25 protein-coding genes are annotated in these 25716 nt (G+C 34.7%); 7 read left to right on the top strand and 18 right to left on the bottom strand.

Annotated features, from left to right (window positions below):
- Positions 1–137: 137 nt before the first annotated feature.
- The 3 genes from HCX49_RS24580 to HCX49_RS24570 all read left to right on the top strand — a co-directional run bounded on the left by HCX49_RS24580 (position 138) and on the right by HCX49_RS24570 (position 2798).
- Positions 138–800, top strand: a complete 663-nt coding sequence (locus HCX49_RS24580) for an ABC transporter ATP-binding protein (RefSeq protein WP_168128413.1) — start codon at positions 138–140, stop codon at positions 798–800.
- A gap of 1 nt (position 801) precedes the next feature.
- Positions 802–2145, top strand: a complete 1344-nt coding sequence (locus HCX49_RS24575) for an ABC transporter permease (protein WP_168128412.1) — start codon at positions 802–804, stop codon at positions 2143–2145.
- A 176-nt stretch (positions 2146–2321) separates the two neighbouring features.
- On the top strand, positions 2322–2798 hold the full coding sequence (locus HCX49_RS24570; RefSeq protein WP_132844481.1) for a hypothetical protein: 477 nt from the start codon (positions 2322–2324) through the stop codon (positions 2796–2798).
- Positions 2799–2819: 21 nt separating this feature from the next.
- Here HCX49_RS24570 and HCX49_RS24565 read toward each other — a convergent pair whose 3' ends face one another.
- From HCX49_RS24565 to HCX49_RS24525, 9 genes are all read right to left on the bottom strand, one after another.
- Positions 2820–3539: a 16S rRNA (uracil(1498)-N(3))-methyltransferase gene (locus HCX49_RS24565; RefSeq protein WP_168128411.1), complete on the bottom strand. Its 720-nt coding sequence runs from the start codon at positions 3537–3539 to the stop codon at positions 2820–2822.
- Positions 3540–3544: 5 nt separating this feature from the next.
- A complete protein-coding gene (locus HCX49_RS24560) occupies positions 3545–4858 on the bottom strand; it encodes a hemolysin family protein (protein ID WP_132772221.1) in 1314 nt (437 codons plus the stop codon).
- A gap of 8 nt (positions 4859–4866) precedes the next feature.
- Positions 4867–5409: an inorganic diphosphatase gene (locus HCX49_RS24555; protein WP_021188159.1), complete on the bottom strand. Its 543-nt coding sequence runs from the start codon at positions 5407–5409 to the stop codon at positions 4867–4869.
- 5 nt (positions 5410–5414) lie between these two features.
- Positions 5415–6065, bottom strand: a complete 651-nt coding sequence (locus tag HCX49_RS24550; RefSeq protein ID WP_132772219.1) for a DedA family protein — start codon at positions 6063–6065, stop codon at positions 5415–5417.
- 176 nt (positions 6066–6241) lie between these two features.
- Positions 6242–6655, bottom strand: a complete 414-nt coding sequence (locus HCX49_RS24545) for an HIT family protein (protein ID WP_132772218.1) — start codon at positions 6653–6655, stop codon at positions 6242–6244.
- Between the two features lie 117 nt (positions 6656–6772).
- Positions 6773–7246 carry a transcription elongation factor GreA gene (gene greA / locus HCX49_RS24540; RefSeq protein ID WP_021188161.1) on the bottom strand — a complete coding sequence of 158 codons (474 nt, stop codon included), beginning with the start codon at positions 7244–7246 and terminating at the stop codon, positions 6773–6775.
- Between the two features lie 142 nt (positions 7247–7388).
- The gene (locus tag HCX49_RS24535; protein WP_132772215.1) at positions 7389–8087 is read right to left on the bottom strand and encodes a response regulator transcription factor; all 699 of its coding nucleotides are present in this window, start codon (positions 8085–8087) and stop codon (positions 7389–7391) included.
- 13 nt (positions 8088–8100) lie between these two features.
- Complete coding sequence (locus tag HCX49_RS24530; RefSeq protein ID WP_168128410.1) at positions 8101–9759, bottom strand: sensor histidine kinase; 1659 nt, start codon at positions 9757–9759, stop codon at positions 8101–8103.
- Between the two features lie 7 nt (positions 9760–9766).
- Positions 9767–11656, bottom strand: a complete 1890-nt coding sequence (locus HCX49_RS24525) for an alpha/beta hydrolase family protein (protein ID WP_168128409.1) — start codon at positions 11654–11656, stop codon at positions 9767–9769.
- A gap of 160 nt (positions 11657–11816) precedes the next feature.
- On the opposite strand from HCX49_RS24525, the gene HCX49_RS24520 reads away from it, so the two are divergent.
- On the top strand, positions 11817–12101 hold the full coding sequence (locus HCX49_RS24520; RefSeq protein WP_132844490.1) for a DUF4286 family protein: 285 nt from the start codon (positions 11817–11819) through the stop codon (positions 12099–12101).
- A 14-nt stretch (positions 12102–12115) separates the two neighbouring features.
- Here HCX49_RS24520 and HCX49_RS24515 read toward each other — a convergent pair whose 3' ends face one another.
- From HCX49_RS24515 to HCX49_RS24490, 6 genes are all read right to left on the bottom strand, one after another.
- Positions 12116–12526, bottom strand: a complete 411-nt coding sequence (locus HCX49_RS24515; protein WP_031287100.1) for a DUF983 domain-containing protein — start codon at positions 12524–12526, stop codon at positions 12116–12118.
- A 12-nt stretch (positions 12527–12538) separates the two neighbouring features.
- Positions 12539–12808: a hypothetical protein gene (locus HCX49_RS24510; protein WP_021188167.1), complete on the bottom strand. Its 270-nt coding sequence runs from the start codon at positions 12806–12808 to the stop codon at positions 12539–12541.
- Between the two features lie 43 nt (positions 12809–12851).
- Complete coding sequence (locus HCX49_RS24505; RefSeq protein ID WP_168128408.1) at positions 12852–13547, bottom strand: RluA family pseudouridine synthase; 696 nt, start codon at positions 13545–13547, stop codon at positions 12852–12854.
- A gap of 153 nt (positions 13548–13700) precedes the next feature.
- Positions 13701–14705 carry an MlaD family protein gene (locus HCX49_RS24500; RefSeq protein ID WP_132772207.1) on the bottom strand — a complete coding sequence of 335 codons (1005 nt, stop codon included), beginning with the start codon at positions 14703–14705 and terminating at the stop codon, positions 13701–13703.
- Positions 14706–14709: 4 nt separating this feature from the next.
- Complete coding sequence (locus tag HCX49_RS24495; RefSeq protein ID WP_132772206.1) at positions 14710–15483, bottom strand: ABC transporter ATP-binding protein; 774 nt, start codon at positions 15481–15483, stop codon at positions 14710–14712.
- Between the two features lie 2 nt (positions 15484–15485).
- Positions 15486–16244 (bottom strand): MlaE family ABC transporter permease, encoded by a 759-nt coding sequence (locus HCX49_RS24490; RefSeq protein WP_132772204.1) that lies wholly within the window; start codon positions 16242–16244, stop codon positions 15486–15488.
- A 258-nt stretch (positions 16245–16502) separates the two neighbouring features.
- On the opposite strand from HCX49_RS24490, the gene HCX49_RS24485 reads away from it, so the two are divergent.
- The 3 genes from HCX49_RS24485 to HCX49_RS24475 all read left to right on the top strand — a co-directional run bounded on the left by HCX49_RS24485 (position 16503) and on the right by HCX49_RS24475 (position 20017).
- Positions 16503–18002: a DUF6600 domain-containing protein gene (locus HCX49_RS24485; RefSeq protein WP_168128407.1), complete on the top strand. Its 1500-nt coding sequence runs from the start codon at positions 16503–16505 to the stop codon at positions 18000–18002.
- 148 nt (positions 18003–18150) lie between these two features.
- A complete protein-coding gene (pncB, locus tag HCX49_RS24480) occupies positions 18151–19323 on the top strand; it encodes a nicotinate phosphoribosyltransferase (protein ID WP_168128406.1) in 1173 nt (390 codons plus the stop codon).
- Positions 19316–20017 (top strand): class I SAM-dependent methyltransferase, encoded by a 702-nt coding sequence (locus tag HCX49_RS24475; RefSeq protein ID WP_021188174.1) that lies wholly within the window; start codon positions 19316–19318, stop codon positions 20015–20017. The genes pncB and HCX49_RS24475 overlap by 8 nt, the downstream gene beginning before the upstream one ends.
- Before the next feature lie 109 nt (positions 20018–20126).
- On the opposite strand, the gene HCX49_RS24470 is transcribed toward HCX49_RS24475, so the two are convergent.
- From HCX49_RS24470 to HCX49_RS24460, 3 genes are all read right to left on the bottom strand, one after another.
- Complete coding sequence (locus tag HCX49_RS24470) at positions 20127–20600, bottom strand: hypothetical protein (protein ID WP_168128405.1); 474 nt, start codon at positions 20598–20600, stop codon at positions 20127–20129.
- Between the two features lie 67 nt (positions 20601–20667).
- Positions 20668–22266, bottom strand: a complete 1599-nt coding sequence (locus HCX49_RS24465; protein ID WP_168128404.1) for a SusD/RagB family nutrient-binding outer membrane lipoprotein — start codon at positions 22264–22266, stop codon at positions 20668–20670.
- Positions 22267–22277: 11 nt separating this feature from the next.
- On the bottom strand, positions 22278–25634 hold the full coding sequence (locus tag HCX49_RS24460; protein ID WP_237682886.1) for a SusC/RagA family TonB-linked outer membrane protein: 3357 nt from the start codon (positions 25632–25634) through the stop codon (positions 22278–22280).
- Positions 25635–25716: the final 82 nt, after the last annotated feature.

Raw genomic sequence — 25716 nt, 5'->3', positions numbered from 1 at the left:
TTTCAATTTAAATTTATAATTGAAATTGCCACTATATAAAAGAAGTGTAATAAAATTATTAACCGCACAATTTATTAACATATTTAGGCTATTTTTATATTTTATTATTTTTGAATACTTTTTCAATATCTGATTTCATGATCAATCCAATCATAGCAACACAGGAACTTTCCTTCCAATACAAAGGAGGTATACCAATCAAATTTCCCGCTATTCAAATTCAAAAAGGTCAACATACACTGCTTCTTGGAAATTCGGGAACTGGTAAAACTACATTGCTTCACCTTTTGGGGGGACTTTCTAAACCGACAGCAGGAAAAGTCTGGATTAATGAAAAAGATATCTATGCCCTGAGCACATCTGAAATGGATAAATTTAGATCGCAACATATCGGCTTTATTTTTCAAGAAGCCCACTTATTGAAAAACTTAACTATTCTTGAAAACATTCAGCTTGCGCAGTCTTTAGCAAAGAAAACAGTCAATAAAAATGAAGTTTTAAGCGTGCTAGACAAATTACAATTGTCTAATAAAGCCCATGCATATCCACAGGAATTAAGTCGAGGCCAATTACAACGTGCCGCTATTGCACGTGCTGTTATTAATAAGCCTTTACTTTTAATTGCTGACGAACCTACTGCATCATTGGATGATCAAAATACAACTAGGGTATTAGCACTATTAATGGAAATTGCCGATCAACAGGGCGCTACCCTACTGATCGCTACGCATGATAAAAGAATTAAAAATAACTTTTCGAATACTTACGATCTAAATACACTCAATCCTAACAGCAAATAGCATGAATACTATTCAATTAGTTTGGAAAAATATTAGTAAACAAATAGGATCAACAGCGCTCAGCATATTACTGACGGCTTTTGGTGTTGCCATACTATGTGTACTTTCTATAACCAGCGATAGCTTTGAAAAGCAACTTGAAAATAATAGTAAGAATATTGATTTAGTAATCGGAGCTAAAGGAAGTCCATTACAATTGATTCTATCGAGTGTTTATCACATCGACAACCCTACAGGCAATATCCCTTTGGCTGAAGCCGAAAAATTGCAGCATAACCCATTAATAAAATTGGCTGTTCCCGTATCATTGGGGGATAACTATAGAGGTCATCGTATCGTAGGCACGGATTCTAGCTTTCTCACTTTGTATGAAACTAAAGTACAACAAGGAAAGCTATTTGATAAAGACTATGAAGTTGTTGTCGGAACTGATGTTGCCCGTAAGCAAAATCTTAAGATTGGAGATCAGATTCATAGCTCCCATGGATTAAGTAAAGGCGGACATAGTCATGATGATCAACCGTTTACTATTGTAGGCATATTGGCATACAACAATAATATTACGGACAATCTCATACTGACTAGTCTAAGTAGTGTCTGGGATGTACATGGAATTGAACACCACGATCATGACCATGAATTAACTCTTGCTGAAGTACAGGCTAAAGAGGATCTTGAAGAGACGAAAAGCGCACATCTCCACCATCATGGTGAAGCAGAAGAGGATGAACATGGTCATGATGATCAACCTGAACCCAATATGATGGTAAAATCAATTGGTGCGGATATGATTCATTCTTCTGGTCTTGAAATTACGGCATTGTTAGTACAGTACCGGTCACCAGCTGCGATTGCGGTATTACCTAAGTATATAGCACAAAATACGCAAATGCAGGCTGCCTCACCTGCCATAGAGAGCACGCGCTTATTCTCTCTTTTAGGGGTAGGGATTGACTCATTAAAGATATTAGCTTATATCATCATGGCAATTGCTGGATTAAGTGTCTTCATCAGCTTATACAATGCCTTAAAACAACGAAAATATGATTTAGCGATCATGCGTACATTAGGTGCTTCCAAGCTCAAACTTTTCTCTCTGGTAATCTGTGAGGGAATGGTCATTACTGTAATTGGGGGTTTCTTAGGATTGATTTTTGCCCATATAGCGCTTTATTATATCAATACACAAACAAGCCAAAGTGCTGACTTTATAGATGCATTTAAGCTTGATCCCATAGAACTGATTTTTGTTTTATTAGCCTGTGTAATTGGTATTATTTCAGCACTAATTCCTGCGATCAAGGCATATAAAACAACAATTTCGCATATTTTATCAAACAATTAATGTAAAATGATATTATCATAAGCTTTTGTATTTTTACAAACTGATCTAAGATTTTTACGCACTATTTCGAAATATTTCTGCATATAAATATGGAATTATAAAACGGGAATTTTCAAGGTGAAAAGTTGAAGAGCCCAGCAAAAAGCAAATTTTAAATGTACAAACAAACAATTATAATGAAAAAGATACTCGCTTTCTTTAGTTTACTGATTACCTTTTGTATTACAGCAAATGCACAGATCGGTCGTGATCCCAATACACCCGATCATACGCCAATGATGAATAAAACCTGGGAAGCTGTTGATAAAATGGCTTATAAAGTTTCTTATAGCGGCAGTAAAAAGATCTATACTCCTTTCTATCCTGCAGAGTTAAAAGCTTTAGAAAATAAGATTGTTGAAATGCCCGGTTATATGGTGCCTTTGACCAGTGGCAGAACACATAAAAACTTTATGATATCGGTACTTCCTGTAGCGCAATGTATGTTTTGCGGTTCTAATGGAATCCCGCCGATGGTGGAGGTATTTCTAAAAGGTGACGCCATAAAATTTACAGAAGAGCCTATCAAATTAAAAGGCAAAATGGTCTTTAACAAGGATCCTTTAAAAGGTAATTCGGAAATTACGATAGTTGATGCAGTAATTATAAAATAAAAGAAGCCGCTATTGCGGCTTTTATTTTGATCTGTTTACGAGAGAAACCTCAACACAAGATGTTATTCCTGCTGTTTCGGTTCGTAAACGTGCTTCTCCTAACGAAATCGGTTGATAGCCCAGGTTTAATGCTTGTTCTATCTCCTGTGTCGAAAAATCTCCTTCAGGACCGATCAATAAGATATAATGCTGTTCTGATTGTAAAACTTCGTTTAGATACTGTTTCTCACTATCTATACAATGTGCGATAACTTTGGTAGCTGTATTCGATTCCTGTTGCTTACAGAATTGAGAAAAAGTAATCGCAGGATTCAATTTTGGAATATAGGCCTTCAACGATTGCTTCATTGCTGCTACAATCACTTTATTAAGACGATCTAATTTCACCTCTTTTCTCTCAGAATGCTCACAGATTAAAGGTGTAATTTCATGAATGCCAATCTCTGTCGCTTTTTCTAAAAACCATTCGAAACGATCGATATTTTTAGTTGGAGCAATTGCAATATGTAAGTGATATGAGGATTGCTGATAGTTTTCTTTGACATTTAAAATAGTCAAAACTGTTCTTTTGGGATGTGGGTCCAAAATTTCAGCTTCATACAATCCGCCTCTTCCATCAATCAAGTGAACTTTATCACCTACTTGAAGTCGAAGCACACGAATGGCATGCTTACTCTCTTCTTCACTTAGAATAAAGTTTTTAAAATCAGGTTTAATCTCTTCTGTAAAAAATAGTTGCATAATCGCTAATTATCTTGATCATCATGCATAGACTCAACAAGTTCTAATTTCACAAATTCTATATTCTGTTGTGTTTTACGAATAATCGTAAAGGTATAACCAAATACTTCTTTATACTCTCCTACTTCAGGAATTTTATCAAACAAATCGCTTACTAGACCTGAAACGGTATCATAATCTTGACTTGCTGGTAATTCTAATGGTAAAAACTCATTCACATCATGAATGCTCGCACCAGCGTCCACCATATATTCTGTTTCAGAAATACGTTCAACAACTGGAGTTTCTTCATCATATTCATCTTGAATTTCACCGACAAGTTCTTCGACAATATCTTCTAAAGTAACCATACCGGCTGTACCTCCAAATTCATCCAATACAATAGCCAACTGAATCCTTTTCAATTGAAATTCGGCCATTAAATCATTGATTTTTTTAGTTTCAGGAATAAAGTAGGGCTTACGCATGATATCCTTTAATACCACCTCTTTACCTTTCATTACGATCGGTAAGATATCTTTTGTGTGTACGATACCGACAATTTGATCGATGCTATCAGCATAAATAGGAATACGGGAATATCCTTCTTCTGTTACTGTATTGATAAAATCAATCGCTACACAATCCTCTTCAACTGCTACGATTTTTGTTCTCGGAACCATGATATTTTTCACGATCCGTTCATTAAAATCGAAAACGTTCTTAATCAGCTCATGCTCTGATGATTCTAATGCACCACTTTCTTTACCTTTGTCCAATAAATATTGAAGCTCCTCTGAAGAGTGTGAAGATTCACTAGGATGTGGTTGAATACCTATTAATCGCAATAAGAAATTAGCAAAACCATTGAATACATATATTAATGGCATCAATAACCAATAAAATATACGCAATGGCACTGCCACTTTCATTGTAGTCGCTACAGGTTTTTGAATAGCAATAGATTTAGGAGCAAGCTCACCTAGTACAACATGCAAGAACGTAATGGTTCCGAATGCAAGTGCAAAACCGGTCCATTTAGCCCAGCTTTGTGAAGTATCTACCTGAAAAAAAGAAAACAGATTAGATACGATTTCGGTCATGACTGCTTCGCCTTTCCAGCCTAAGCCTAGAGATGCTAAAGTAATACCTAGCTGTGTTGCAGCTAGGTATTTATCCAAATGCTCTGTAATATTTTTTGCGATTTTAGCAACATTGCTTCCTGATTTTGCTTGGAGCTCAATTTGTGAAGCTCTTACTTTGACTATAGCAAACTCTGCCGCAACAAAAAAACCATTTGCAACTACTAAAAATATTGTCCAAAAAATATCGAGGGCCATTATGGGGGTTATTTATTACCAAATTCTTTATTGTACAATTCTATACTATCCAATAAAATTTGTTGTGCTACTTCACGGCCTTGTACGCCTTCAACCACAACATTTTTCTTTTCTAACGCTTTATAACTTTCAAAAAACTGAACAATTTCTTTCATACTATGTGGAGAAAGTTGTTCAATATCTGTAATGTAATTGTACACAGGATCATTCTTAGCAACAGCAATAATTTTATCATCTTGCTCACCACCATCAACCATGTTCATCACACCAATGATTTGTGCTTCAACCAATGTTAAAGGAAGAATATCAACAGAACAGATTACTAAAATATCCAATGGATCTTTATCATCACAGTATGTCTGCGGAATAAAACCATAGTTAGCTGGATACACTACAGAAGAACTCAAAACGCGATCTAATAATAAAAGACCAGTTTCTTTGTCTAATTCGTATTTTCCTTTTGAACCATTTGAAATTTCAATAATAGCATTTACTGAATTTGGCACATTTGTACCAGGAGATACTTTATGCCAAGGATTTTGTGTACTCATTTGATTTACTGTATATTTTGTTTGTTTTTATTTTCATTCATTTTACGTTTGATCAAAGCAATGACGATCGGTAAGAAGGCAATCGCAATCAATCCAACAATAATATATTCGACATAATTAATAATCCAAGGAAATTCAATACCTAAGAAATATCCTGATAAAGTTAATAATAGTACCCAAAGCAGTGCTCCTGATATATTAAAGATTACAAACTTTTTAAAATCGAGTTTAACAACGCCTGCAAAAATTGGTGCAAATGTACGCACTATAGGTACAAAGCGACCGATGATCAAAGCTGTACCCCCATATTTATGGTAGAATTCTTCAGCCATAATGACGTATTTACGTTTGAAGATAAGGCTATCCTTCCGTTTGAAAAGCATAGGACCGGCTCGATAACCAAACCAATATCCTGCAAAGTTTCCGAGTACGCCAGCTGCAATTAAACCTGCACAAAGCGTCACGATATCAACTTCAATTTTATTTAATGCACAAAATAGTCCAGCTAAAAATAACAAATAATCTCCCGGTAAAAAGAAACCAAAAAACAAACCCGTTTCAGCAAATACAATGAGTAAAACTAAATAAAAACCGCCAGAGCTTAATAATTCCTCTGGGTTCAGTAATTGTTGAAAAGACAACAAAAGATCTTGCATAATTTCTTTTTTACGTTTTCACTTATTTTGTGAAAAATGTCATTATAATATAATCCCTATCTATGACATTTCATATAGACATATAATTTCTATATAAGACTGCAAAGATATGATATATTATAGTCTTTTTTTATATTTATATTTAAAATACTACTTTTAGATGAGGTTGTTTTCGATTAATTATCAGATGTAACATTGATAATTGACTCTTTAATTGTTTCCGCAATTTGGGTAAATTCTTCATGAGTAAGCGACAATCTAGGTCGAGAAAAATTTAAATCTGAAACATTATTTAACGGGACTAAATGGATATGAGCATGGGCTACTTCTAACCCTATAACAGCAACACCGACTTTCTTACAAGGGAAAACGCGTTTGATACCTTGAGCTACAATTTTTGAAAAAACCCAAAGAGCCATATATTCATCATCATTGATATCAAAGATATAGTCAGTCTCGCGTTTCGGAATGACCAAAACATGCCCCTCGGCTAATGGACTAACATCTAAAAATGCTAAAAAATCATTACTCTCAGCTACTTTATAAGCAGCAATTTCTCCTGACACTATTTTTGAAAAAATCGTAGACATATTTCAATTGTTTATAACCCAAATATAAAAAAAGGCTGCATGTAATGCAACCTTAAATAATGATATAACGTTTTATTAATATGCGGTTATGGCAAAACCGCACATAACCGATATAATTTATCTTGTAATTTCTATGATTTCGAATTCAATCTGACCTGCAGGAACGTCTATTACAGCTACATCACCTTTAGATTTACCTAGTAAACCCTTGGCAATAGGAGACTTAACAGAAATCTTTCCTAATTTCATATCAGCTTCAGTTTCGGACACCAATTGATACGTCATTTCAGCGCCATTTTTCTTATTCTTGATCTTTACGATAGATAAAGCCAATACTTTTGATGAATCTAGTTTGGATTCGTCAATTAAACGAGCTCCAGCTAGCGTGTTTTCCAAGTTTGCAATCTTTGCTTCATGCATACCCTGTGCCTCTTTTGCAGCATCATATTCTGCATTCTCAGACAAATCACCTTTATCTCTTGCTTCAGCTATTGCATTCGAGATATTAGTTCTTCCTTCAGTTTTAAGATAGTGCAACTCTTCCTTGAGCTTTTGTAATCCCTCTGCGGTGTAATAAGTTACTTCTGCCATAATTATTGTTATTTGTTTTATCTTAATTATTCAAAAATGAAACAAGACCATGTTATCCTTGTCGGATAACATGGTCTCGCTGTCTATAATACGAAGGTAAGAATTGTTTTTAACAAAACAAATTCAAACCCATTAATTCATTTTAATTCTCTTCCTCATCAACAAATCGATACCCTAAACCCCTAACAGTCTGCAAGTAATAGGGTTTATCAGGATTCTTTTCAATCTTCTTCCTCAATCTAACCACATGCATATCTAAGGTACGTGTATTGACATTTGAACTGTAGCCCCACACAACTTCCATCAACTCTTCACGCGTTATTTCTTTACCGACATTTTGCAGAAAATGCAATAAAATACGATTCTCTAAAATGGTAAGTTCTATTTTCTTACCATCTCTCACAAGTGAGTGAATATTTGGTTGATGCTCAGTTTTACCAAAATGATAGATCTCAGGTGTATTTTTAGGTAAAAAGAAACGAACCTTATTCTCAATCATAGCGATCAATACATCCATATTGAATGGCTTACTTATGTAATCTGTCACGCCAAAGCTGTAAGCTTCGATCTTATCGATATCTTGTGATTTAGCAGTCATCATGATAACAATGTTTTCAAATCCTGCTTTACGTATATTTTCACAAATCTCGTTACCTTCCTTACCTGGCAACATCCAATCTAGCAATACAACATCTGGTTTCTTTTCTAAAATCAACTTTTCAGCCTCATTTCCATCCCCCGTTTGAACAACATTGTATCCTTCCGTTTCTAATCTGTGACGAACTAAAAACCGTAGATTTTCATCATCTTCAATAACAGCTACAGTTATTTCTTTGCTCATAATTAATTATATTTTAAACTGAAAAAATGATAGTAAAGGTAGTTCCTTTACCGATTTCACTTTTAACAGAAATTTCTCCCCCCATAAATTCTGTTATCTCTTTACAAAAGGCTAAACCTAAACCAATACTTCCTTGTTGATTGTATTGACTTTTGATCCGATAGAACTTCTTAAATATATTTGAAAACTCATTTTTATTTATACCTATTCCTTCGTCTCTAAAGATAATAACAAAATTCTTTTTATTTTGTTGTATTTTAATATCTAATACTTTCCTCTTTTGATCCGAATATTTATAGGCATTATCAATTAAATTTTGAAACACACTTGTTAATAATACAGGATCTGCAAGTAGACTGGATTTGACGTTAATTTCTTTTGTTATTTTAAAATCTGCATGTTTTAATTGTGTGGATGCCACAATATTATCGACAAATGTATTTAAGTCAATTTCTTCTCGTTTTAGCTTGATTGTTTTATTTTCAATCTGACTAAATGACAATAATTTGTTCATCAAATTGTTCAGCCGATCTGACTCTTGATCCAATATGTTTCCATACATTATACGCTCTTCATCGGATAGATATTGTGCACTTTTAATATTATTACCAGCAATTTTTATTACGCTAACAGGTGTTTTAAACTCATGTGTCAAATTATTGATAAAATCATATTGCAATTTAAACAACCTACCATTAATTTCTAAATTACGGTAAATCAAATATAAAATGACCAATAAAATCAAATAAACTAAAGAGATCCCCAGCACAACAGGTAAAAAACTGCGATTCACCTCTTTAGAGATGAATGATTCACTGGAATGGAATAACAATTTATAATCTGCCAAAGCTCCGGGTAAAAGCATTTCGGTCACATATTCTTTAACATCCGAGGTGACGGGAGCACGTACTATAGGTACTACCTCAATTCTTTCGTAAAGATTGGGATATATGTTCTTGACATCCAATAAGGTCGGGTCAACGCTAAAAACAAACATATCCTGTTCATAGTTCACAATATGATCTAATTTTGTATCCATGATATCTTTATATACCAATAGATCATTAATGCGCGGAATATTGAGATAAGTAATACGTCCCGGTTGCGTGGAGTAGAAAACACGAAGAATATCGCGATCTGTTAGTTTTGAGCTGGACTGCAACTTATCAATATAACTTGCCACCTTAATCCCCATACTATTCAATTCCTCGTTAAAAGGTCCCATTTCTTCACGTTTGGTGATGTACCTTTTATTTAAACCGCGATTATTAATTGTAAATATGGATAATGTTTTAGGTCTTATATTTAATCCGTTGATAGAAAATCCCGCAAGCATTCTATTATCATTACTAAAAAGCATATCGTAAAATGCGATCTCTTTAACGAATGGATAAGAGCTTAAGACACTGTAAGCATATTTCCCAGCTTCCAAAGAATCCAAGTATCCCTGATAAAAAGAAACTTCGGGAACACGATTTTGAAAAAAATCATTGAAGGGTACCAATGTCAAATCAAAGACCTCCGATTTGCGATTCGTAAATTCGTTATTAACGAGATTTACAGTATAGTTTCTAGCTGCAAATATGACAACAAAATACAATAACGTAACGAAAGCAAAGAAGACAAAAAGCAAACCAAAATTCTTACGATAATTATAACCTGTTCCTCTCATCGCCCCACTATTTACCGATATATTTATCTAAAAATTTCTCCAGCTCCTGATAATATTGAATGACATTTTCATCCTTTTTAAAAGTTCTACCCTCTTCTTCTTTCAATATATATTGTACAGGAATATTATTATTTTTAAGTTTCTGCACAAATTGATTGGCATCTGTTACCGAACTTAATCGATCCTTTCCCCCTTGTGCTATTAAAACTGGAATTTTGACACGATTAGAATGAAATACTGGAGAAATCTGCTTAAACATGCTCGATTCGCGAATGGGATTTCCAATAATCTGATAGTATTTTTGCAAATAAGGTTTTACATATGGCGGTATGTCTCTAAAATATGTAAACAAGTTTGTGTACCCCGAATATGATACTGCACAGGCATACATATCAGAATTAAAACAAGCCGCATGCAATGCTGAATATCCGCCAAAGCCTTTTCCAACAATAGCTATTCTATCTTTATCCGCGATACCTTCTCTGATTAACCATTTTACGCCGTCAGTAATATCATCTTGAATCTTACCTCCCCACTCTTTAAAACCTGCCGACCAAAATTCTTTACCAAAGCCTACTGAACCACGATAGTTCATCTGAAATACAACATACCCTCGATTGGCTAAGAACTGTGCTTCGTGATCAAAACCCCAAATTTCTCGCTGATTAGGTCCATCATGTGGCATTACAACAACAGGAAGATTCTTCCTATCTTCATGCAAAGGGTAGGTAATAAAACCTGTAATGATCTTGCCATCGCGGGCTTGATATTTCACAGATTCTGTTTGCGATAACTCACGATCTTTTAAATTAGGATTGTTATCGGTCAGTTTATGTAATTCGTTATCCTGGCAATCAAAATAATAAATTGCACCAGGATTGGTATCTGTATATGTTCTTATGATGATTTTATTGAAGGAAGAGTCTGAGTCAATGATATCAAATTCAGATCCCTTTGCTTTTTCAGATATTTTTTTAAATATTCCTGCAATCTTATCGTTGAAAAAAAATCTTTTCTTTTTTGAAAGAGTATAAGAGGCATAGAGCATTTCATTGGTATAAGAAGAATATCCACCCCAATCGAGATCTACTTCCTTATTATTAAAAACTTCATACACTTCCTTCTTCTGCTCTAAATCATACTCAACTAACGACAGCTTATCTCTGCCGATATTTGAAAGTGCGTAAATATTTGTTGTCGAGTTTTTAACGAAACCCATCGGTATAATGGTAGAACTGAAATCATTTTTTAAAACCTGATGAAAAGGTTGTTCGTTATCTGCCCTATACATCATTGATTCTTCCACACTATCATTAGCCATGACAAGTCTTACTTGACCATCCTGAGAAAGATACCAAGAATTGATGTTTCCTGAGTTTTGAAGAATCATCTCGGATTTGCGTCCATCAATAAATAATTTATGAAGATCGAACGTTGAAGAATCTCGATCATTGATAGCTACTATAATTCCATTATCATATAATCTTGCCGGCTGTACCCAACGAAATTTTGCTTTCATGGGTTTAATCAATGGTTGAAGGGCGTCCGTAAAAATATTAACAGCATATAATCTTAGGCTGTCATTAGAGGTTTGTTCTATTGAAAATATAATCTCTTCATTATCTCCCCAAACAAAACTATTAACGTTCATATCATTTTGATACGTCAATTGCTTGGAACTGTCCTGATTAGTCAAGTTTAATAAAAAAATATTCTTACAATGATTATCTAAACCGATATAAGCGATAAAATTACCATCGGGAGAAATTTTAAATGATGTCTTTTCAGGAGTTGAAAAAAAACTTTCAATAGGTATACGTTCCGTCTTATTATTCGAACAGCTAATGCCTAGAAACAGCAAGGTAATTAATATAGAAAATGTAATATATGCGCGCATAAACAAACTCATTCGTCAACCTACTCAAAGATTAAAATTAATTAGCAATAACAAATCATGTGCAACTTTATTTTTACAAGAACAGCTAACATTTATTGTACCACGATAATATACAGATATATATTTCAATAAGGCAATTAAAGTTCATATTTTTGCACTTATGTATTTATATAACATATCCATCATATCAGAAGAATCTGTACATCAGGAAATAGTTTCCTGGATAAAAGAAAATCTTCTAAGCAGTACTAATTTCAATCCTCGTTTTTTGGAAATGCTTAATTCTCCTCATGAAGGAGTAACATACTGTATTCAGATACAGGTTTCCAGCGAAGAGGACATTGCACAATTTCAACAAGATCATCTTAGCCATTTACAGCATGAAATTTCATCCAATTATAAGGATAAAGCTTTCATCTTTGACAGTACAATGAAATACTTGTAAAAATAAGAGCGATACTAAATATCGCTCTTATTTTTATTTTCTTCTAAAAGTTCCCACTTGGGATCATAAACAATTTTTGGAGTCATGTAATGCAATAAGACCAATCTTGAATAACGAAAGTTAAATGGAGAAAAGATAATAATTGTTGCAAAAAGGACTACCATATACGTCCACGGGGACTCACTTCCTGTTAATACTGCTGTTGCCAAAGCAAATGTTACCACTTCAGCCACCGACATCGCGTAACTGACATACATGGCCGCATAAAAATAACCTGGCTCGATTTCGAAAGTCAAATTACAAACGGGACATACATCATTTGTTTTTTGTTTACGTAAACCATAGGCAGGTCCGACAAACATATTTCCGACATGACATCTTGGACATTTTGAATGCACAAGCGCATGAATTTTAGATGTTGGCATATCTTATTAATTTTAAAGAATTTTTTCCTGAGATTTATTCGACTTTACAGTACGATATTTTTTATACCATAGAAAGCCCAAACCTGCGGCTGCCAAATAAGGAATGACAAGCAAAAATAAGATTCCATCATTTAAGCCTTTACCTTGTGTATTGCCGTTCTGAGTAGAATTTTCAGCATTTAAGGAACACATAGCACACTGGGCATATACTGAACTGATTGGTGTTACCGTAATCGTGCAAAACAGAACAATTGTAACTAGCAAATACTTAAGCGTTTTCATAATACAAAGATACTTAAAAAATTAAGATTATTTTACAGCTACTCTAGTCATTAAACTTAGAAAACTTCTCCCAGAAACCGTCATGCTGTAATGGAGCCTTTAATGTAATCGCCTCTTTTTTGATTGGGTGAACAAAAGTAAGTGATCTGGAATGGAGACAGATACTACCCTTTGAGCTGCCCCGAGGGTACCCGTATTTATTGTCCCCCACTATAGGGCACCCCATCGTGGATAATTGCACCCGAATCTGATGAGTACGTCCTGTTAATGGCTCAACTTTTAATAAATGAAAACCATTCAGTTCACCGATCAAAGTATAATCCAATTCGGCATAGCTGCTTTCTTTCACTTCCTTATTAAAAGCTTTTGTTACCATTTTTTCACGATTTCGCACAAGCCAATTGATCAATTTACCGGCAGGTTCTTGTGGTCGTTGTCTCACAACTGCAAGGTAAGTTTTTTTTACCTGTCTATCTTTAAACAGTTTATTCATACGTTCTAATGCTTTGCTTGTTTTTGCAAAAACGATTAAACCGCTAACAGGTCTGTCAAGACGATGAATAACTCCTAAAAAGGCTTCATTAGGTTTATTGTATTTATATTTTAAATACTCTTTAACCATATCTTCTAAAGATTTATCACCGGTATCGTCTACCTGAACAATATCTCCTGCCCTTTTATTGATTGCGATGAGGTGGTTATCTTCATAGATAACATCTCTATCTGTAATATTATGCATTTAGTTAAAATAAAATCTTACAATAATTATACATATGCAAGAAATCTTGCCTATGTATAAAGGCAAAGATACACCTAATCAGAATAGCTTAAAAAAGTAAAGGGCGATTTTCGAAGAAAATTGCCCTTTACTTTTTTAAATATATTAAAATTTCTATTTCACTGAATCTTTCAATTCTAATTCAGCTGCCTTTTTTGCTTCCTTGTCTTTCTTCTTAAAGAAACCTCTCAATAAGAAATTACTTTGCAAGGCTTCCATGTTTTGATCCAATTTAGCGGTACTGTTATTTAAGTTACGAACAGCCTCTCTAAGCTCATTGCCAACAGCTGGATCATTGATCAATGTACCAATCGCATTATCTTTACTGCTTAATTTACCTGAAGCAGTATTTAAATTTGTCATCAGTGCATTAGCTGTCTGTGAAACGCCCTGCAGTTGTGCTGCAGAAGCTCTTAAACTAGCAAAAACTGCTGTATCTGTAGTCAGATCGTGAACTAAGCCTTTATTCGAATTTAATTTTTCTGTCAATAGAACAAGGTTAGATGTTGCTTTATTTGTACTGGCCATAACCTGACTGATCGACTGCAAAGACATATGAAGCGAAGATAACATGGCTGTATCTGTCAATAAAGATCCAACTACACCACGCCCTTCAACTAAACCACGTGAAATTTCAACAAAATCTGTTGTAATTTTTGCCAAGTTCTGGTTATTAAGCTGTAGGGTTTCCATCATTGCTTCCATGTCTGCGGCTTTCGCAGAACGAAGAAAATCATTAGCTTCAATCGATGGCGCATTTTGAGAACCACCCGAAATCACAATGATTTTATTACCAATAAGACCATCTGATCCTAATTTGGTAATGGCATCTTTACGGATATATTCAGCTGATTTTTCTTCAATGGTCATAACAACCTCAACATCCTGTAAATTTTTAAAATGAATATTCTTTATAATCCCCACTTTAACACCTGAAAACCAAACATTACTACCTACTTTTAAGCCTGCAACATCAGGGAAAGACGTAGCAATTTCGAAAGTTTTAGTAAATTTTTTCTGTTGACTCCCCAGTATAAATATACCTGCAATCAGAATAGCTAATCCTATAAATACGAATAATCCAACTATTACTGCTCTCTTATTTTCTACTTTGCTCATTTATTTAAACAATAAAATTATAATCATAAAACGCTTTAACTCGCGCATCATCTGTTTCAAATATTTCCTTAAAAGATCCCTGTCTTTCAAATTTACCATCTAGTAACATCACAATACGATCTCCTACCGATCGGGCACAAGCTAAATCATGTGTGATGATAATGGATGATGTTTTATACCTTTCTTGGACTTCGTTAATAAGACTATTAATATCTAAACAGGTTATTGGATCCAATCCTGCTGTTGGCTCATCGTACATCATGATATCCGGTCGTAAGATTAATGTACGCGCGATACCAATTCTTTTACGCTGTCCACCAGATAATTCAGATGGCATTTGATTGATTGCCTGTGATAGTCCCACACCTTCTAGCACATCTTCCACCTCTTTATTGATTTCAGCACGTGTAAGATTTCTTTTATTACGAATCAATGGAAATTCAAGATTTTCACGTACCGTCATACTATCATACAAAGCGCTATTTTGAAATGAAAATCCTATACGCAACCGCAACTTCATCAACTCATGGTTATCCAAATCATTAACAGAATTTCCAAGAACTTCAATACTCCCCACATCAGGCTGTAAAAGTCCAGCAATAAGTTTTATTAATACGGATTTACCAGTACCAGAACGTCCCAAAACCACTAAGTTTTCCCCCCGGTATAAGTCTAAATCAACATTTCTTAATACATGGTTCTCTGCGAATGATTTACTAACACCGCGTATTGTAATGACAGAATCTTGATAATCGATATGTGTTTTTACTTTTTCCATCACTAATTTATTATTGATAAAATTTGTACAATGATAATTTCTTCAATAAAAACTAAAAACATGGAAGCTACAACTGCGGCATTAGCCGCTTTACCAACCCCCTCAGTTCCTTTTGAAGAATAATATCCACAATAACAACTCACTGCACCGATAGTAAAACCAAATACAATAGCTCTAAAAACCATTGCCCATAAATCCTGATAACCAATTGTTTCGAAGACTTGTGTAAAGAAACTTAAAAAGCTTAGATCATCTTTGGATGCCATGCTTAGGTATCCACCAAGAAGTCCGATTCCCGCAACATAAAAACATAAAATAGGAATACCTATTGTTGTCGCTATAATACGACTTACAATTAAAAATTTAAATGGGTTTGTTCCCGAAACTTCCATCGCATCGATTTGTTCGGTAACATTCATCGAACTCAATTCAGCCCCTACCTGCGAACCAATTTTTCCGGATGCAATCAGTGCCGTTACCAAAGGGGCTAACGCCCGAACAATAGCAATGGAAATCAATGAAGGTAACATAGAGGTTGCTCCAAACTCTTCCAATGAAGGTCGTGATTGTTTAGAAAAAACAAATCCCACAATAAAACCCGTTAAACTGATTAAGGGTAATGATTTCCATCCAATTTCAAAACATTGACGTATTATTTCCTTAAATTCATAAGGAGGTGTGACAAGTTCTTTCCAGAATCGAATTAAGAATCGATGGATATTTGCGAATTCAGTAAAAAATGATCGAAGTTTATTTAACATTCAAATAAATATTTCCTGTGTACAATATTTGATGACACGATTGAAGGGATAAAGGTACAAAAAATAGGTAATTATTATCAAACCATAATCACTTAGTTTCCGCTTAAGTTTTCTTAGAGCCCTAGAAAACAACAAAATAATCTGGAATAAGTTTTGCCTACATAAAAAACAAATCACAGATTAAACCATATGTACATTATAGGTGTCATACGTATAAAATAAAGAACTATTTTTCACGATCGATAAAAAAGAAATATCATGAAAAAAATTAAATATATAAAATTAATCGCATTAACAGTTTTTAGTATCCTGTTTTTTGCGACGCCCAAATCTTCGTTAGCACAACGTGGATATTCTAATTATAACAGTGGTGTTTCTTTTCAAACATTTTATGATGAACTAGCGCCTTATGGTGACTGGGTAAATGACCGCAATTATGGTTATATGTGGATACCAGATGTAGGTCCCAACTTCCAGCCTTATTCAACCAATGGATACTGGACCATGACCGAATATGGAAATACATGGGTATCAAATTATTCTTGGGGATGGGCACCATTCCATTATGGTAGATGGGAATACAACAACAATTATGGTTGGGCGTGGATCCCAGATTATGAATGGGGACCAGCCTGGGTCAATTGGAGAGAAGGTTCTGGTTATTATGGATGGGCACCATTAGGAATTAATATTTCGATCAATCTTCCTATGAATTTATGGGTATTTGTTGGATCGTCTAACATCTATAGCAATAGATTAGATCGTTACTATGTTCACCCTCGTAATTATAATAATTTTTATAATAGAACTACAATTATCAATAATACTGTTATCATCAATAATAAAAACTATTATGGTGGTCCAAGAAGATCAGATATTGAAAGAAGTACAGGAAGACGTGTAAGCGTAAGAAGTATTAATAATTCTGATAGACCTGGTGCATCACGTGTAACGCGTAGCAGTGTTGATATCTATCGTCCAAATGTGGATCGTAATTCAAGAACTGATGCAAGACCAAGCCGCGTTGCTGAAGCTTCATCCCGTACACGCAGCAACAATACTTCTTTACAAAATAGAAATGATCGGGTGATATCTACAAGAGATAATATGACCAGTACGAGAGGTAGTCGCGAATTATATATTGACAATAGTGGAAATGCTACTGTTAGATCGAGAGAAAATGGATCAACAGATAGATCAAGAAGTAATAATAGTACAACTGATAGAACAGACGGACGTATAAACAATAATGGTGGTAGCACAAGAAGTAACTCATCTAATACAGATAATGGCTCTTCGAATACCAGAAACACCCGGGAGAGAGTACAATCTATCGATAATAATAATAATAATAATAATAATAATACTTCAGTTCGTACAGAAAGACCTGCAAGAAATACAAATACAGTGGAACAATCTAGAACTGAGCGTCCAGCTAGGGTTCAAACGAGTACAAACAATGAAACTAGAAATAGCAGAACTGCACCAACTAACACGGAGCGACCAGCTAGAGTACAGGAAACTTCAAACAACGAAACTAGAAGTAGCAGAACTGCGCCTACGAACACAGAAAGACCTGCAAGAGTTCAGTCATCTTCAAACAACGAAAGTAGAAGTAGTAGAACTGCCCCTTCATCCAATACGGAACGACCTGCGAGAGCACAGTCAAATAGTGTGGAAAGAAGTAATAAAAGTACCAATGAAAGAAGCTCAACACAGTCGGGAGCTACCAGAAGCGGCAGTACACGTACAAGATAAGAATTGAAATAATTTTATGAAGAGGTTTAGTAATGATACTAAGCCTCTTTTTTATGAATAAGACACAAATTGGATTTTCCGAACAATTACTTTAAATTGATGTTAATTATTAAATTTACATCCTTATTCACTTTATATTAAGAGGCCAATGGCTCAACTAACATCCATACTAGACAACGACTTTTATAAGTTCACGATGCAATATGCTGTTGTCAAGTTATTTCCAAAAGCAAAGGCTCGATACCAATTCATTAATCGCGGTCAACATAAATTTCCGATAGGATTTGATAAAAAATTAAGAGAGGCAATCGATGCGATGGCAAATCTGAAATTGAGCAAAGCTGAAAAAACATTTTTTGCCCAAAACTGCCCATATATTGACCCTACTTATTTTGACTTCCTACAGGGCTATCGCTATGATCCTGATGAAATCAGTATTATTCAAAATGGCGAAGATTTAGAAGTTAAAATTGAAGGATATTGGTACCGTACCATTCTATGGGAAGTTCCGATCATGGCTTTAATATGTGAACTTTATTACGAAATAACTGAACAGAAGCGCTTAACGAATGAACAGGTTATTGATGATGCTAAAACTAAAATTGAAAAATATAAGAAATTAAATATTACAATCGCAGATTTTGGTACAAGGAGAAGACATTCTTTTCAGGTTCACAAACTTGTCGTAGAAACATTAAAAGAATATGGGGCTGGTACTTTTATCGGAACGAGTAATGTTCTTCTTGCTATGCAATATCAAATTAAACCTATTGGCACACATGCTCATGAATGGTTTATGTTTCATGCAGCCAAGTATGGTTATAAAATGGCAAATTTGCTAGGTCTTGAACATTGGGCCGATGTATACAGAGGTGACTTGGGTATCGCGCTATCTGACACGTACACAACAGAAGTATTCTTTAGGCAATTTGACAAAAAACTCACCAAATTATTTGATGGTGTACGACATGACAGCGGAGATCCTATAGAGTTCGCTGAAAAAATCATTTCACATTATGTCAATAAGGGAATCGATCCTTTATCGAAAACCATCATATTTTCGGACGGTTTAGATTATGATAAAGTGGCTCATATAACGCAGTATTGTAAAGGCAAAATTGGACATTCATTTGGAGTAGGTACGAACTTCACTAATGATGTTGGCCTGACACAAATGAATATAGTGATTAAAATGACTGAAACACAACCAGAAGATGATGAATGGACGCAGGTAATTAAATTATCGGATGAACCCAAAAAGAACACTGGAGATCCAGCGACTATCAAATTAGCAAAACAAATATTAATGATACATGACTAGAGATATTTACGGCGAAGCCTTAAACGATTATTACATTCATCAAAAAGAGGTAGCGCCTCTACTGTTACACAGTAGTTATGGTGATATTGAAGAAATGCCCGTTGATATATTTTTTCGCGACGAAGACGAGATTCCTGAACTGGAATTTATTGCGCTTTCCCTATGTGATGGACGTGTTTTAGATGTGGGCGCTGGCGTAGGTTGTCACACGTTGTATTTGCAAAACAAAAACTTTGACGTTGAAGCACTTGAAGTATCGAACATAGCCTGTCAGATCATGCAACAGAGAGGGGTTCAAAAAATACATCATAACGATTTTTATCAATTCAAAGATCATAAATATGATACGCTCTTGTTCTTGATGAATGGAATTGGATTAGCAGGCGATATAGAAGGCTTTAAAAACCTTTTGATTCATGCTGAATCCATATTGACAGATCGTGGACAGCTTATCTTTGATACGTCAAACATCGAGTATCTTTATGAGGAATATAAAATAAAACGACCTGATCACTATTTTGGAGAGATAAATTATCAATATCAATATCAGGGAAATTTTGGGGACAAATTCAAGTGGTTATATCTGGATCAAAAGATGCTCATTAAAATTGCACATGAATTAAACTGGGTAGTACAAATTCTATTTGAAGATGAACACGACCAATATTTAGTTCGTATGGAAAAGAGAAAATAGTGCCCACTTAATGAGATACAACAAAGCCTTTCGGAAATATTGCGAAAGGCTTTGTTTTTTAATAAGTAGCAATTTTAAATACGATTACCAACCTGATAATTAAAATGGGCTATTTAAGCTTGATATAGGTTTCAATTATTATTTGTTTAACACCTAATTCTGGAAGATTTTCTTCACCTTTTTGAATAAGTGTATCTCCTTTTTGAGTTAGCTCAAAATCAAAAGTATTATTTTCCCAGTCGCGCATGCTGCAATACTGTAAATGTTCTTTATATTTATTACCATTTAGTGTATATGTACCTCCTCCCGAGACAAATAATGGTTCTTTTCCTTTCCCTTTCTCTTTATCGTGATTAAAAAAAGAAAAATGATCTCCATTAAACATCTTAAACATCTCTGTTTTTGATGTATCTGTAAAAGCAAGAATCGTGTCTGTTCCTTTTATGGTTTTACTTTCAAGTAAACGATAGGTTCCTGCAATATTTTGTATACTTTCCACAGGTTTATCAGACTTTGGCGCACATGATGAACATGCAGCAACAAATGACAAAATGATTAACTTTTGATTTATTAGGTTTTTCATAAAATGGTTTTTTATTTTAACAGAGATCAAAGTACTTGCATTTGATCTCTGTTAAAGATGCAAGAAATTACTTATCCCACCAAACACGTCCGGTTAATTTATCTCCACCAGTTACTGCATTTGAAGCTGCTTTATAATTTTCTGGATTCTCAGCAGCTTCCATTACCGGATAAGGAAATCTTCTCGGGATAGTTCCTCCTGTTGCATTTCCCGGATAATTACCGATCGAAATTAAAATAGGATATCCTGTTCTTCTCCAATTACTCCAAGTTTCATAAAAATCGAGCATTGTGATAGTATGTGCCCAATATTGGGAATTAATTTGATTAAGTGCATCACTTGTATTCAAAGGGTTTTTAATAACATACTCTTCTGCCTCTGCTTCAGAAATCCCTAATGTAGAACTATACTGATTTAGATATGTAAGTCCCGCTTTAACTCCATTTTTATAATGCTGTGATGCACTACCGCCAATACTCCATCTCTGAGCTGCCTCGGCCCATAGAAGTTCTGTTTCAGCATATGTTAGAATAAATGTAGGTGCCTCTCTTTTGATCATTTCAGGGTGAGCCGAAGAGTATTCATCCATTTTTGTAAAATTCGGGTCACTTGCAATATTGTATTCTGGTTTAGCACCTAAATCTTTACCATTAGGCATTCCTTTCTGTTTTGCTGGATCAGTAATAAAACTTGCATTTTGATCTTTATTCCCGTCAGATAAATATAATTTAGTAACAGCTATTTTAGCCAGTCTTGGATCATTTGATTTTTTCAAGAAATTGATAAAGGTCTTGGACCATTTAGTATAAAAATGCTCTTGCCCTCCATCACCTAATAACACTTGGCTATTTCTATTTTGAGTGACGCGTGCACCAGAAGTTTCATGTTTTAGATAAGCATTGTCATCATTAGACGTCATGGTCTTATTAATAACTTTATTCGCATATTCTTTTGCTTTGTTTTCATCGACCTTAATTAGACGCATTGCTAGACGTAATATAAATGAATTTCCAAACTTCTTCCATTTATTAATATCACCTCTATAAATTACATCTCCGACTAAATTCTCACTAGAAGCTGTTAATGCATTGGTAGCTTCATCTACTTCCTTTAAAAGATCATTATAAATATCTTGTTGCTTATCATATTTTGGTGTATATATTTTATCATGATAACCCAGACCTGCTTCTGAATAAGGAATATCTCCATACAAATCTGTCAGTCTTGCAAAAATTAAAGCTTTCCAGATTCTTGCTATTTGATGCAAATTGTTATATTCCGGTTTTCCTTTTGTATTGTATACCAGATCAGCAATATTGCGCACTTGCTCAGAATAAGCGCCGACAGCAGATGTACCCCAATAAGCCGTTGTATATGCTTCATTTAAAATATATTTATCTCCAGCCCAATAACTCACCACTGTAGAAAAACCTTGCATCATTGTAGACGCATAAATTAAATTTGCTCTCCAAGTATCGTAAGCGAAATCGGTACTTCCTGTATAGGTCAACTGTGACGTTGATAACAAATAATTAGGATTAAAATTCTCATTCGTATATGCATTGGGATCCGTGTTGATTTTTTCAAAATCTTTTGTACAACTTCCTGCACTTAGCAATAGTGTAACTGCTAAACCCGATATAATTGGTTTAAATATTTTTCTCATTGTAAACTTCATTAAAATTTAACACTTAAATTAGCACCAAACGTCCGTACTGCAGGTACTCCACCTAACTCCAAACCAGGAAATGTTGCATTGTAACTTGATTCAGGATCAATATTATCCGTTTTCTTCATCAGCACAAATAAGTTACGGCCTACAGCACTAACATTAAGGGATTTAATTCTATTATTGAACATTTTAACAGGGAAATTATAACCAATTACAACTTGTCTCAATTTTATAAAATCTGAACTTTGAACAAAGTTTTTTGAAACGTTATTTGCAACATTCGTATAATAGGCCGCTGCATTTGTCCCTAAAGATTCACGATTATCCAATGTTGCTTGATGTAATCCATTGATGTATCCATAATAATTAGTTGCTGAAAACAATTTACCGCCCCATTTTCCATCAATCAAGAACGAAACATTTAAATTTTTATAACTGAATTCATTATTCCAGCCTGCAAACCATTTATTCATAGCAGACCCATAGGCTTCCAAATCACCTCGCGCAGGTGATTTCGCATCATCATCCAGTAAAACGATATTCCCATTTGCATCGTATTTATTATCAAAAGCCATTACCTGATGAATAGATTTACCGACTATTATTGACGTAAAACCTACTCCTGAACGAGAAGTTGCAATCGTTAATGGATTACTCTCATCAATACCATCCGCTAAAGAAAGTACTTTATTATCATTAAAAGATCCATTTAAAGTTGACACCCATTTAAAGTGATCATTCTTAATAATTGTCGCAGAAAGTAAAGCTTCAAATCCCTGATTTTGCATTTCACCAGCATTTAAAACTGCTGCAGAATATCCTGAAGTAGTTGCAACCTTTACATAAGTAATCTCATTTTTCGATTTTTTATTATACCATGTCAAATCCAAATTTACACGATCATTAAAAAGACGTAATTCTGTACCAATTTCAAGTTCTTTTGCTGTAGATGGTAATAGCGAAGAATTTGGAATGTTAACATTTGAAATAATTCCAAGAGGTTTACCCTGTAAAGACTCGCTCCTTAATCCGTAAGTCAACATGGTTTGAAAAGGATCTGTAGCTTGTCCTACTTGTGCAAAACCTGCTCTTAACTTACCGAAACTTAACCATGATGGTTTTAAATATTCAGAAAAAATAAATGATGTAGAGATCGACGGATATACAGAATTTAATTTATTATCCTTGCCAGGGGAAGCCAAAGTTGAGAACCAATCTGACCGCAAACTTCCATTTAAGTAAAGAACATCTTTGTAAGCAAACTCCATTGTACCATAAACCGACTGCATCTCATTTTGATAATAACCCAAAGCGATCGATTTATTTAATGCATTACTTATTGTATAAACAAATGGAACGGCAAAATCTACTCCGTTATTGGTTGTCTGTTGAGATTCAGTATTACGGTATGCAGCTCCAACATTGGGAGTTATCGAATAATCTCCAAATTGAAATGATTTACCAAGTAATATGTCTGTATTAATGTCAACAAATTTTGTATTCTGTTCACTAATCTTACCAGTAGCGTAATAAGCTGTACCTGTAGGCAATACATTTGTATATTGATCGTTATAGCCATCCCTACCTGCGCGTCCTTGGATAAATAAGCCATTAATAAACGTATATTTTGCGGCTATTGAACTTATTGAGCGATCACGCTTTGTATTATTTTGAAATTCATAAGCGGCAAACCATGGATTAGTAGCATATACATTTCCTGTATTGAACGCAACCTCATTACCATGCTCATCTTTCCACGGTTTTAAGTCATCTACATTGACACTTGTTGGAATAAACATTGCATTAAAATTAGCATTCCCTGCACCGTCCGAAAGCATGGGTCTATTTTTCACCTGCTCATAGATCAAATTAACACGAGCGTCAATCGTCAACCTTTTGATCGGCTCAAACATACCTGCCAGATTAAATGACTGCCTATCTAAACCAGAATTAGGAACTACCGATTTATTTTTAACATCAGATGCTGATAAACGGATCGAGCCACCATCGAAGCTCTTGTTTAGAGCAAGCGTATTGGTCCAAGTACTACCTGATCTATAAAAACGATCTAAATTCCCCTTTTGTAAAGAATATGGTCTTTCTTTACCATCAAATTGAACAACAGGTGTACCATCTAATTTTGCTCCCCAACTGGAACTACCGACTTGAGCTGCTGCTTTTTGACTATTTGGTTTTACACCACTAGCCCCTTGCCCATAGATTGTTTGCCAATCAGTTTGGTCAATTATTTGTTCTCCAACAAAGTTACTATTGAAATCAATTGAATTACCTTTTCCAGATTTAGTTGTGATCAAAATTACACCTGCTTTAGCACGTGCACCATACAATGCTGAAGCCGCAGCTCCTTTTAATACGGAAATACTTTCAATATCATCTGGGTTAATATTACTGATCGCGTCCCCTAAATCGGGTGCATTGTCCCACTGGCTTCCAGAATTACCTTTTGAATTGGCATTTCCAACACCTACAGGTTTATTTTCCATGGGAATACCATTAATAACATATAACGGTTGATTCGTCTGACTTATACTGGAAATACCACGAATCGTTACATTCGTCGCAGCTCCCGCTCCCCCAGAAGTACTACCGATATCCAAACCAGCAACCTTCCCAACTAAGGCATTTACAACATTATTTTCACGCGCTTGCGTCAACGATTCACCTTGAACCTGAGTAACCGAATAACCTAAAGAGCGTTTCTCTTTTTTCATACCCAACGCAGTCACAACAACTTCATTCAGCATACGATTATCTTCCGTCAAAACGATTTTAATAGAAGTATCATTACCCAGAACCGGCTCCTCTGAATTATAACCAGCAAATGAAATGACAAGTGTATTTCCCGTCAGTGCGTTAATGGAGAACTTACCGTTTAAGTCAGTAGCTCTTGCGACTGCAGAACCTTTAACACGAACTGTAGCTCCCACGAGTGGGTTGCCTTTTTCATCTGTTACAATACCTTCATAAACTTTATTCTGTTGCTGGCTGACAACCACCAAACCCTCGTTTGAGATACTATATGTAAGGCCAGTCTTATTAAATAATTTGGCTAAAATATCCGTAACTCGTCCATTCTCAATCTGCATGGAAACCTCCTTATTCAGATTGTCGTTACTTGAGCCATAGACGAAGTAATAGTCACTTTTTTCTTCAATCATTTTAAGTACTCTGCTCAATTTTGTTTTTTGGACATCAAGCGATACTTTTTGTTGGGAATAAACATTAGCCGAAACATTCATTACGACAAATGCACTCATAATCAAGGTTAGTTTCATCCGTATAATGAATCTAAAATGCACAATGTAGCCATTACGCATTTGCAATAAGCAATTTTTTATCATACTTTAGTATTAGGTTTAAAATTCAATAAAGAGCAGCACGTTTTTCCAGAATTGCTGCTTAAGAATTAATCTTTTTTTCAAG

The sequence above is a fragment of the Sphingobacterium sp. B16(2022) genome (assembly GCF_012030425.1).
GTDB lineage: Bacteria > Bacteroidota > Bacteroidia > Sphingobacteriales > Sphingobacteriaceae > Sphingobacterium > Sphingobacterium anhuiense.
This window is presented reverse-complemented; position numbering and strand designations above follow the sequence as displayed.

What these genes read in the sequence shown, in the direction of transcription:
- HCX49_RS24485 (WP_168128407.1), top strand. Translation starts at nt 16,503, where the DNA reads ATGAAAAAAATTAAATATATAAAATTAATCGCATTAACAGTTTTTAGT.
- greA (WP_021188161.1), bottom strand. Translation starts at nt 7,246, where the DNA reads ATGGCAGAAGTAACTTATTACACCGCAGAGGGATTACAAAAGCTCAAG.
- HCX49_RS24575 (WP_168128412.1), top strand. Translation starts at nt 802, where the DNA reads ATGAATACTATTCAATTAGTTTGGAAAAATATTAGTAAACAAATAGGA.
- HCX49_RS24470 (WP_168128405.1), bottom strand. Translation starts at nt 20,600, where the DNA reads ATGAAAAACCTAATAAATCAAAAGTTAATCATTTTGTCATTTGTTGCT.
- HCX49_RS24475 (WP_021188174.1), top strand. Translation starts at nt 19,316, where the DNA reads ATGACTAGAGATATTTACGGCGAAGCCTTAAACGATTATTACATTCAT.
- HCX49_RS24500 (WP_132772207.1), bottom strand. Translation starts at nt 14,705, where the DNA reads ATGAGCAAAGTAGAAAATAAGAGAGCAGTAATAGTTGGATTATTCGTA.
- pncB (WP_168128406.1), top strand. Translation starts at nt 18,151, where the DNA reads ATGGCTCAACTAACATCCATACTAGACAACGACTTTTATAAGTTCACG.
- HCX49_RS24550 (WP_132772219.1), bottom strand. Translation starts at nt 6,065, where the DNA reads ATGCAAGATCTTTTGTTGTCTTTTCAACAATTACTGAACCCAGAGGAA.
- HCX49_RS24460 (WP_237682886.1), bottom strand. Translation starts at nt 25,634, where the DNA reads ATGATAAAAAATTGCTTATTGCAAATGCGTAATGGCTACATTGTGCAT.
- HCX49_RS24570 (WP_132844481.1), top strand. Translation starts at nt 2,322, where the DNA reads ATGAAAAAGATACTCGCTTTCTTTAGTTTACTGATTACCTTTTGTATT.
- HCX49_RS24580 (WP_168128413.1), top strand. Translation starts at nt 138, where the DNA reads ATGATCAATCCAATCATAGCAACACAGGAACTTTCCTTCCAATACAAA.
- HCX49_RS24560 (WP_132772221.1), bottom strand. Translation starts at nt 4,858, where the DNA reads ATGGCCCTCGATATTTTTTGGACAATATTTTTAGTAGTTGCAAATGGT.
- HCX49_RS24565 (WP_168128411.1), bottom strand. Translation starts at nt 3,539, where the DNA reads ATGCAACTATTTTTTACAGAAGAGATTAAACCTGATTTTAAAAACTTT.
- HCX49_RS24505 (WP_168128408.1), bottom strand. Translation starts at nt 13,547, where the DNA reads ATGCATAATATTACAGATAGAGATGTTATCTATGAAGATAACCACCTC.
- HCX49_RS24490 (WP_132772204.1), bottom strand. Translation starts at nt 16,244, where the DNA reads ATGTTAAATAAACTTCGATCATTTTTTACTGAATTCGCAAATATCCAT.
- HCX49_RS24495 (WP_132772206.1), bottom strand. Translation starts at nt 15,483, where the DNA reads ATGGAAAAAGTAAAAACACATATCGATTATCAAGATTCTGTCATTACA.
- HCX49_RS24525 (WP_168128409.1), bottom strand. Translation starts at nt 11,656, where the DNA reads ATGCGCGCATATATTACATTTTCTATATTAATTACCTTGCTGTTTCTA.
- HCX49_RS24510 (WP_021188167.1), bottom strand. Translation starts at nt 12,808, where the DNA reads ATGAAAACGCTTAAGTATTTGCTAGTTACAATTGTTCTGTTTTGCACG.
- HCX49_RS24530 (WP_168128410.1), bottom strand. Translation starts at nt 9,759, where the DNA reads ATGAGAGGAACAGGTTATAATTATCGTAAGAATTTTGGTTTGCTTTTT.
- HCX49_RS24465 (WP_168128404.1), bottom strand. Translation starts at nt 22,266, where the DNA reads ATGAGAAAAATATTTAAACCAATTATATCGGGTTTAGCAGTTACACTA.
- HCX49_RS24545 (WP_132772218.1), bottom strand. Translation starts at nt 6,655, where the DNA reads ATGTCTACGATTTTTTCAAAAATAGTGTCAGGAGAAATTGCTGCTTAT.
- HCX49_RS24515 (WP_031287100.1), bottom strand. Translation starts at nt 12,526, where the DNA reads ATGCCAACATCTAAAATTCATGCGCTTGTGCATTCAAAATGTCCAAGA.
- HCX49_RS24520 (WP_132844490.1), top strand. Translation starts at nt 11,817, where the DNA reads ATGTATTTATATAACATATCCATCATATCAGAAGAATCTGTACATCAG.
- HCX49_RS24555 (WP_021188159.1), bottom strand. Translation starts at nt 5,409, where the DNA reads ATGAGTACACAAAATCCTTGGCATAAAGTATCTCCTGGTACAAATGTG.
- HCX49_RS24535 (WP_132772215.1), bottom strand. Translation starts at nt 8,087, where the DNA reads ATGAGCAAAGAAATAACTGTAGCTGTTATTGAAGATGATGAAAATCTA.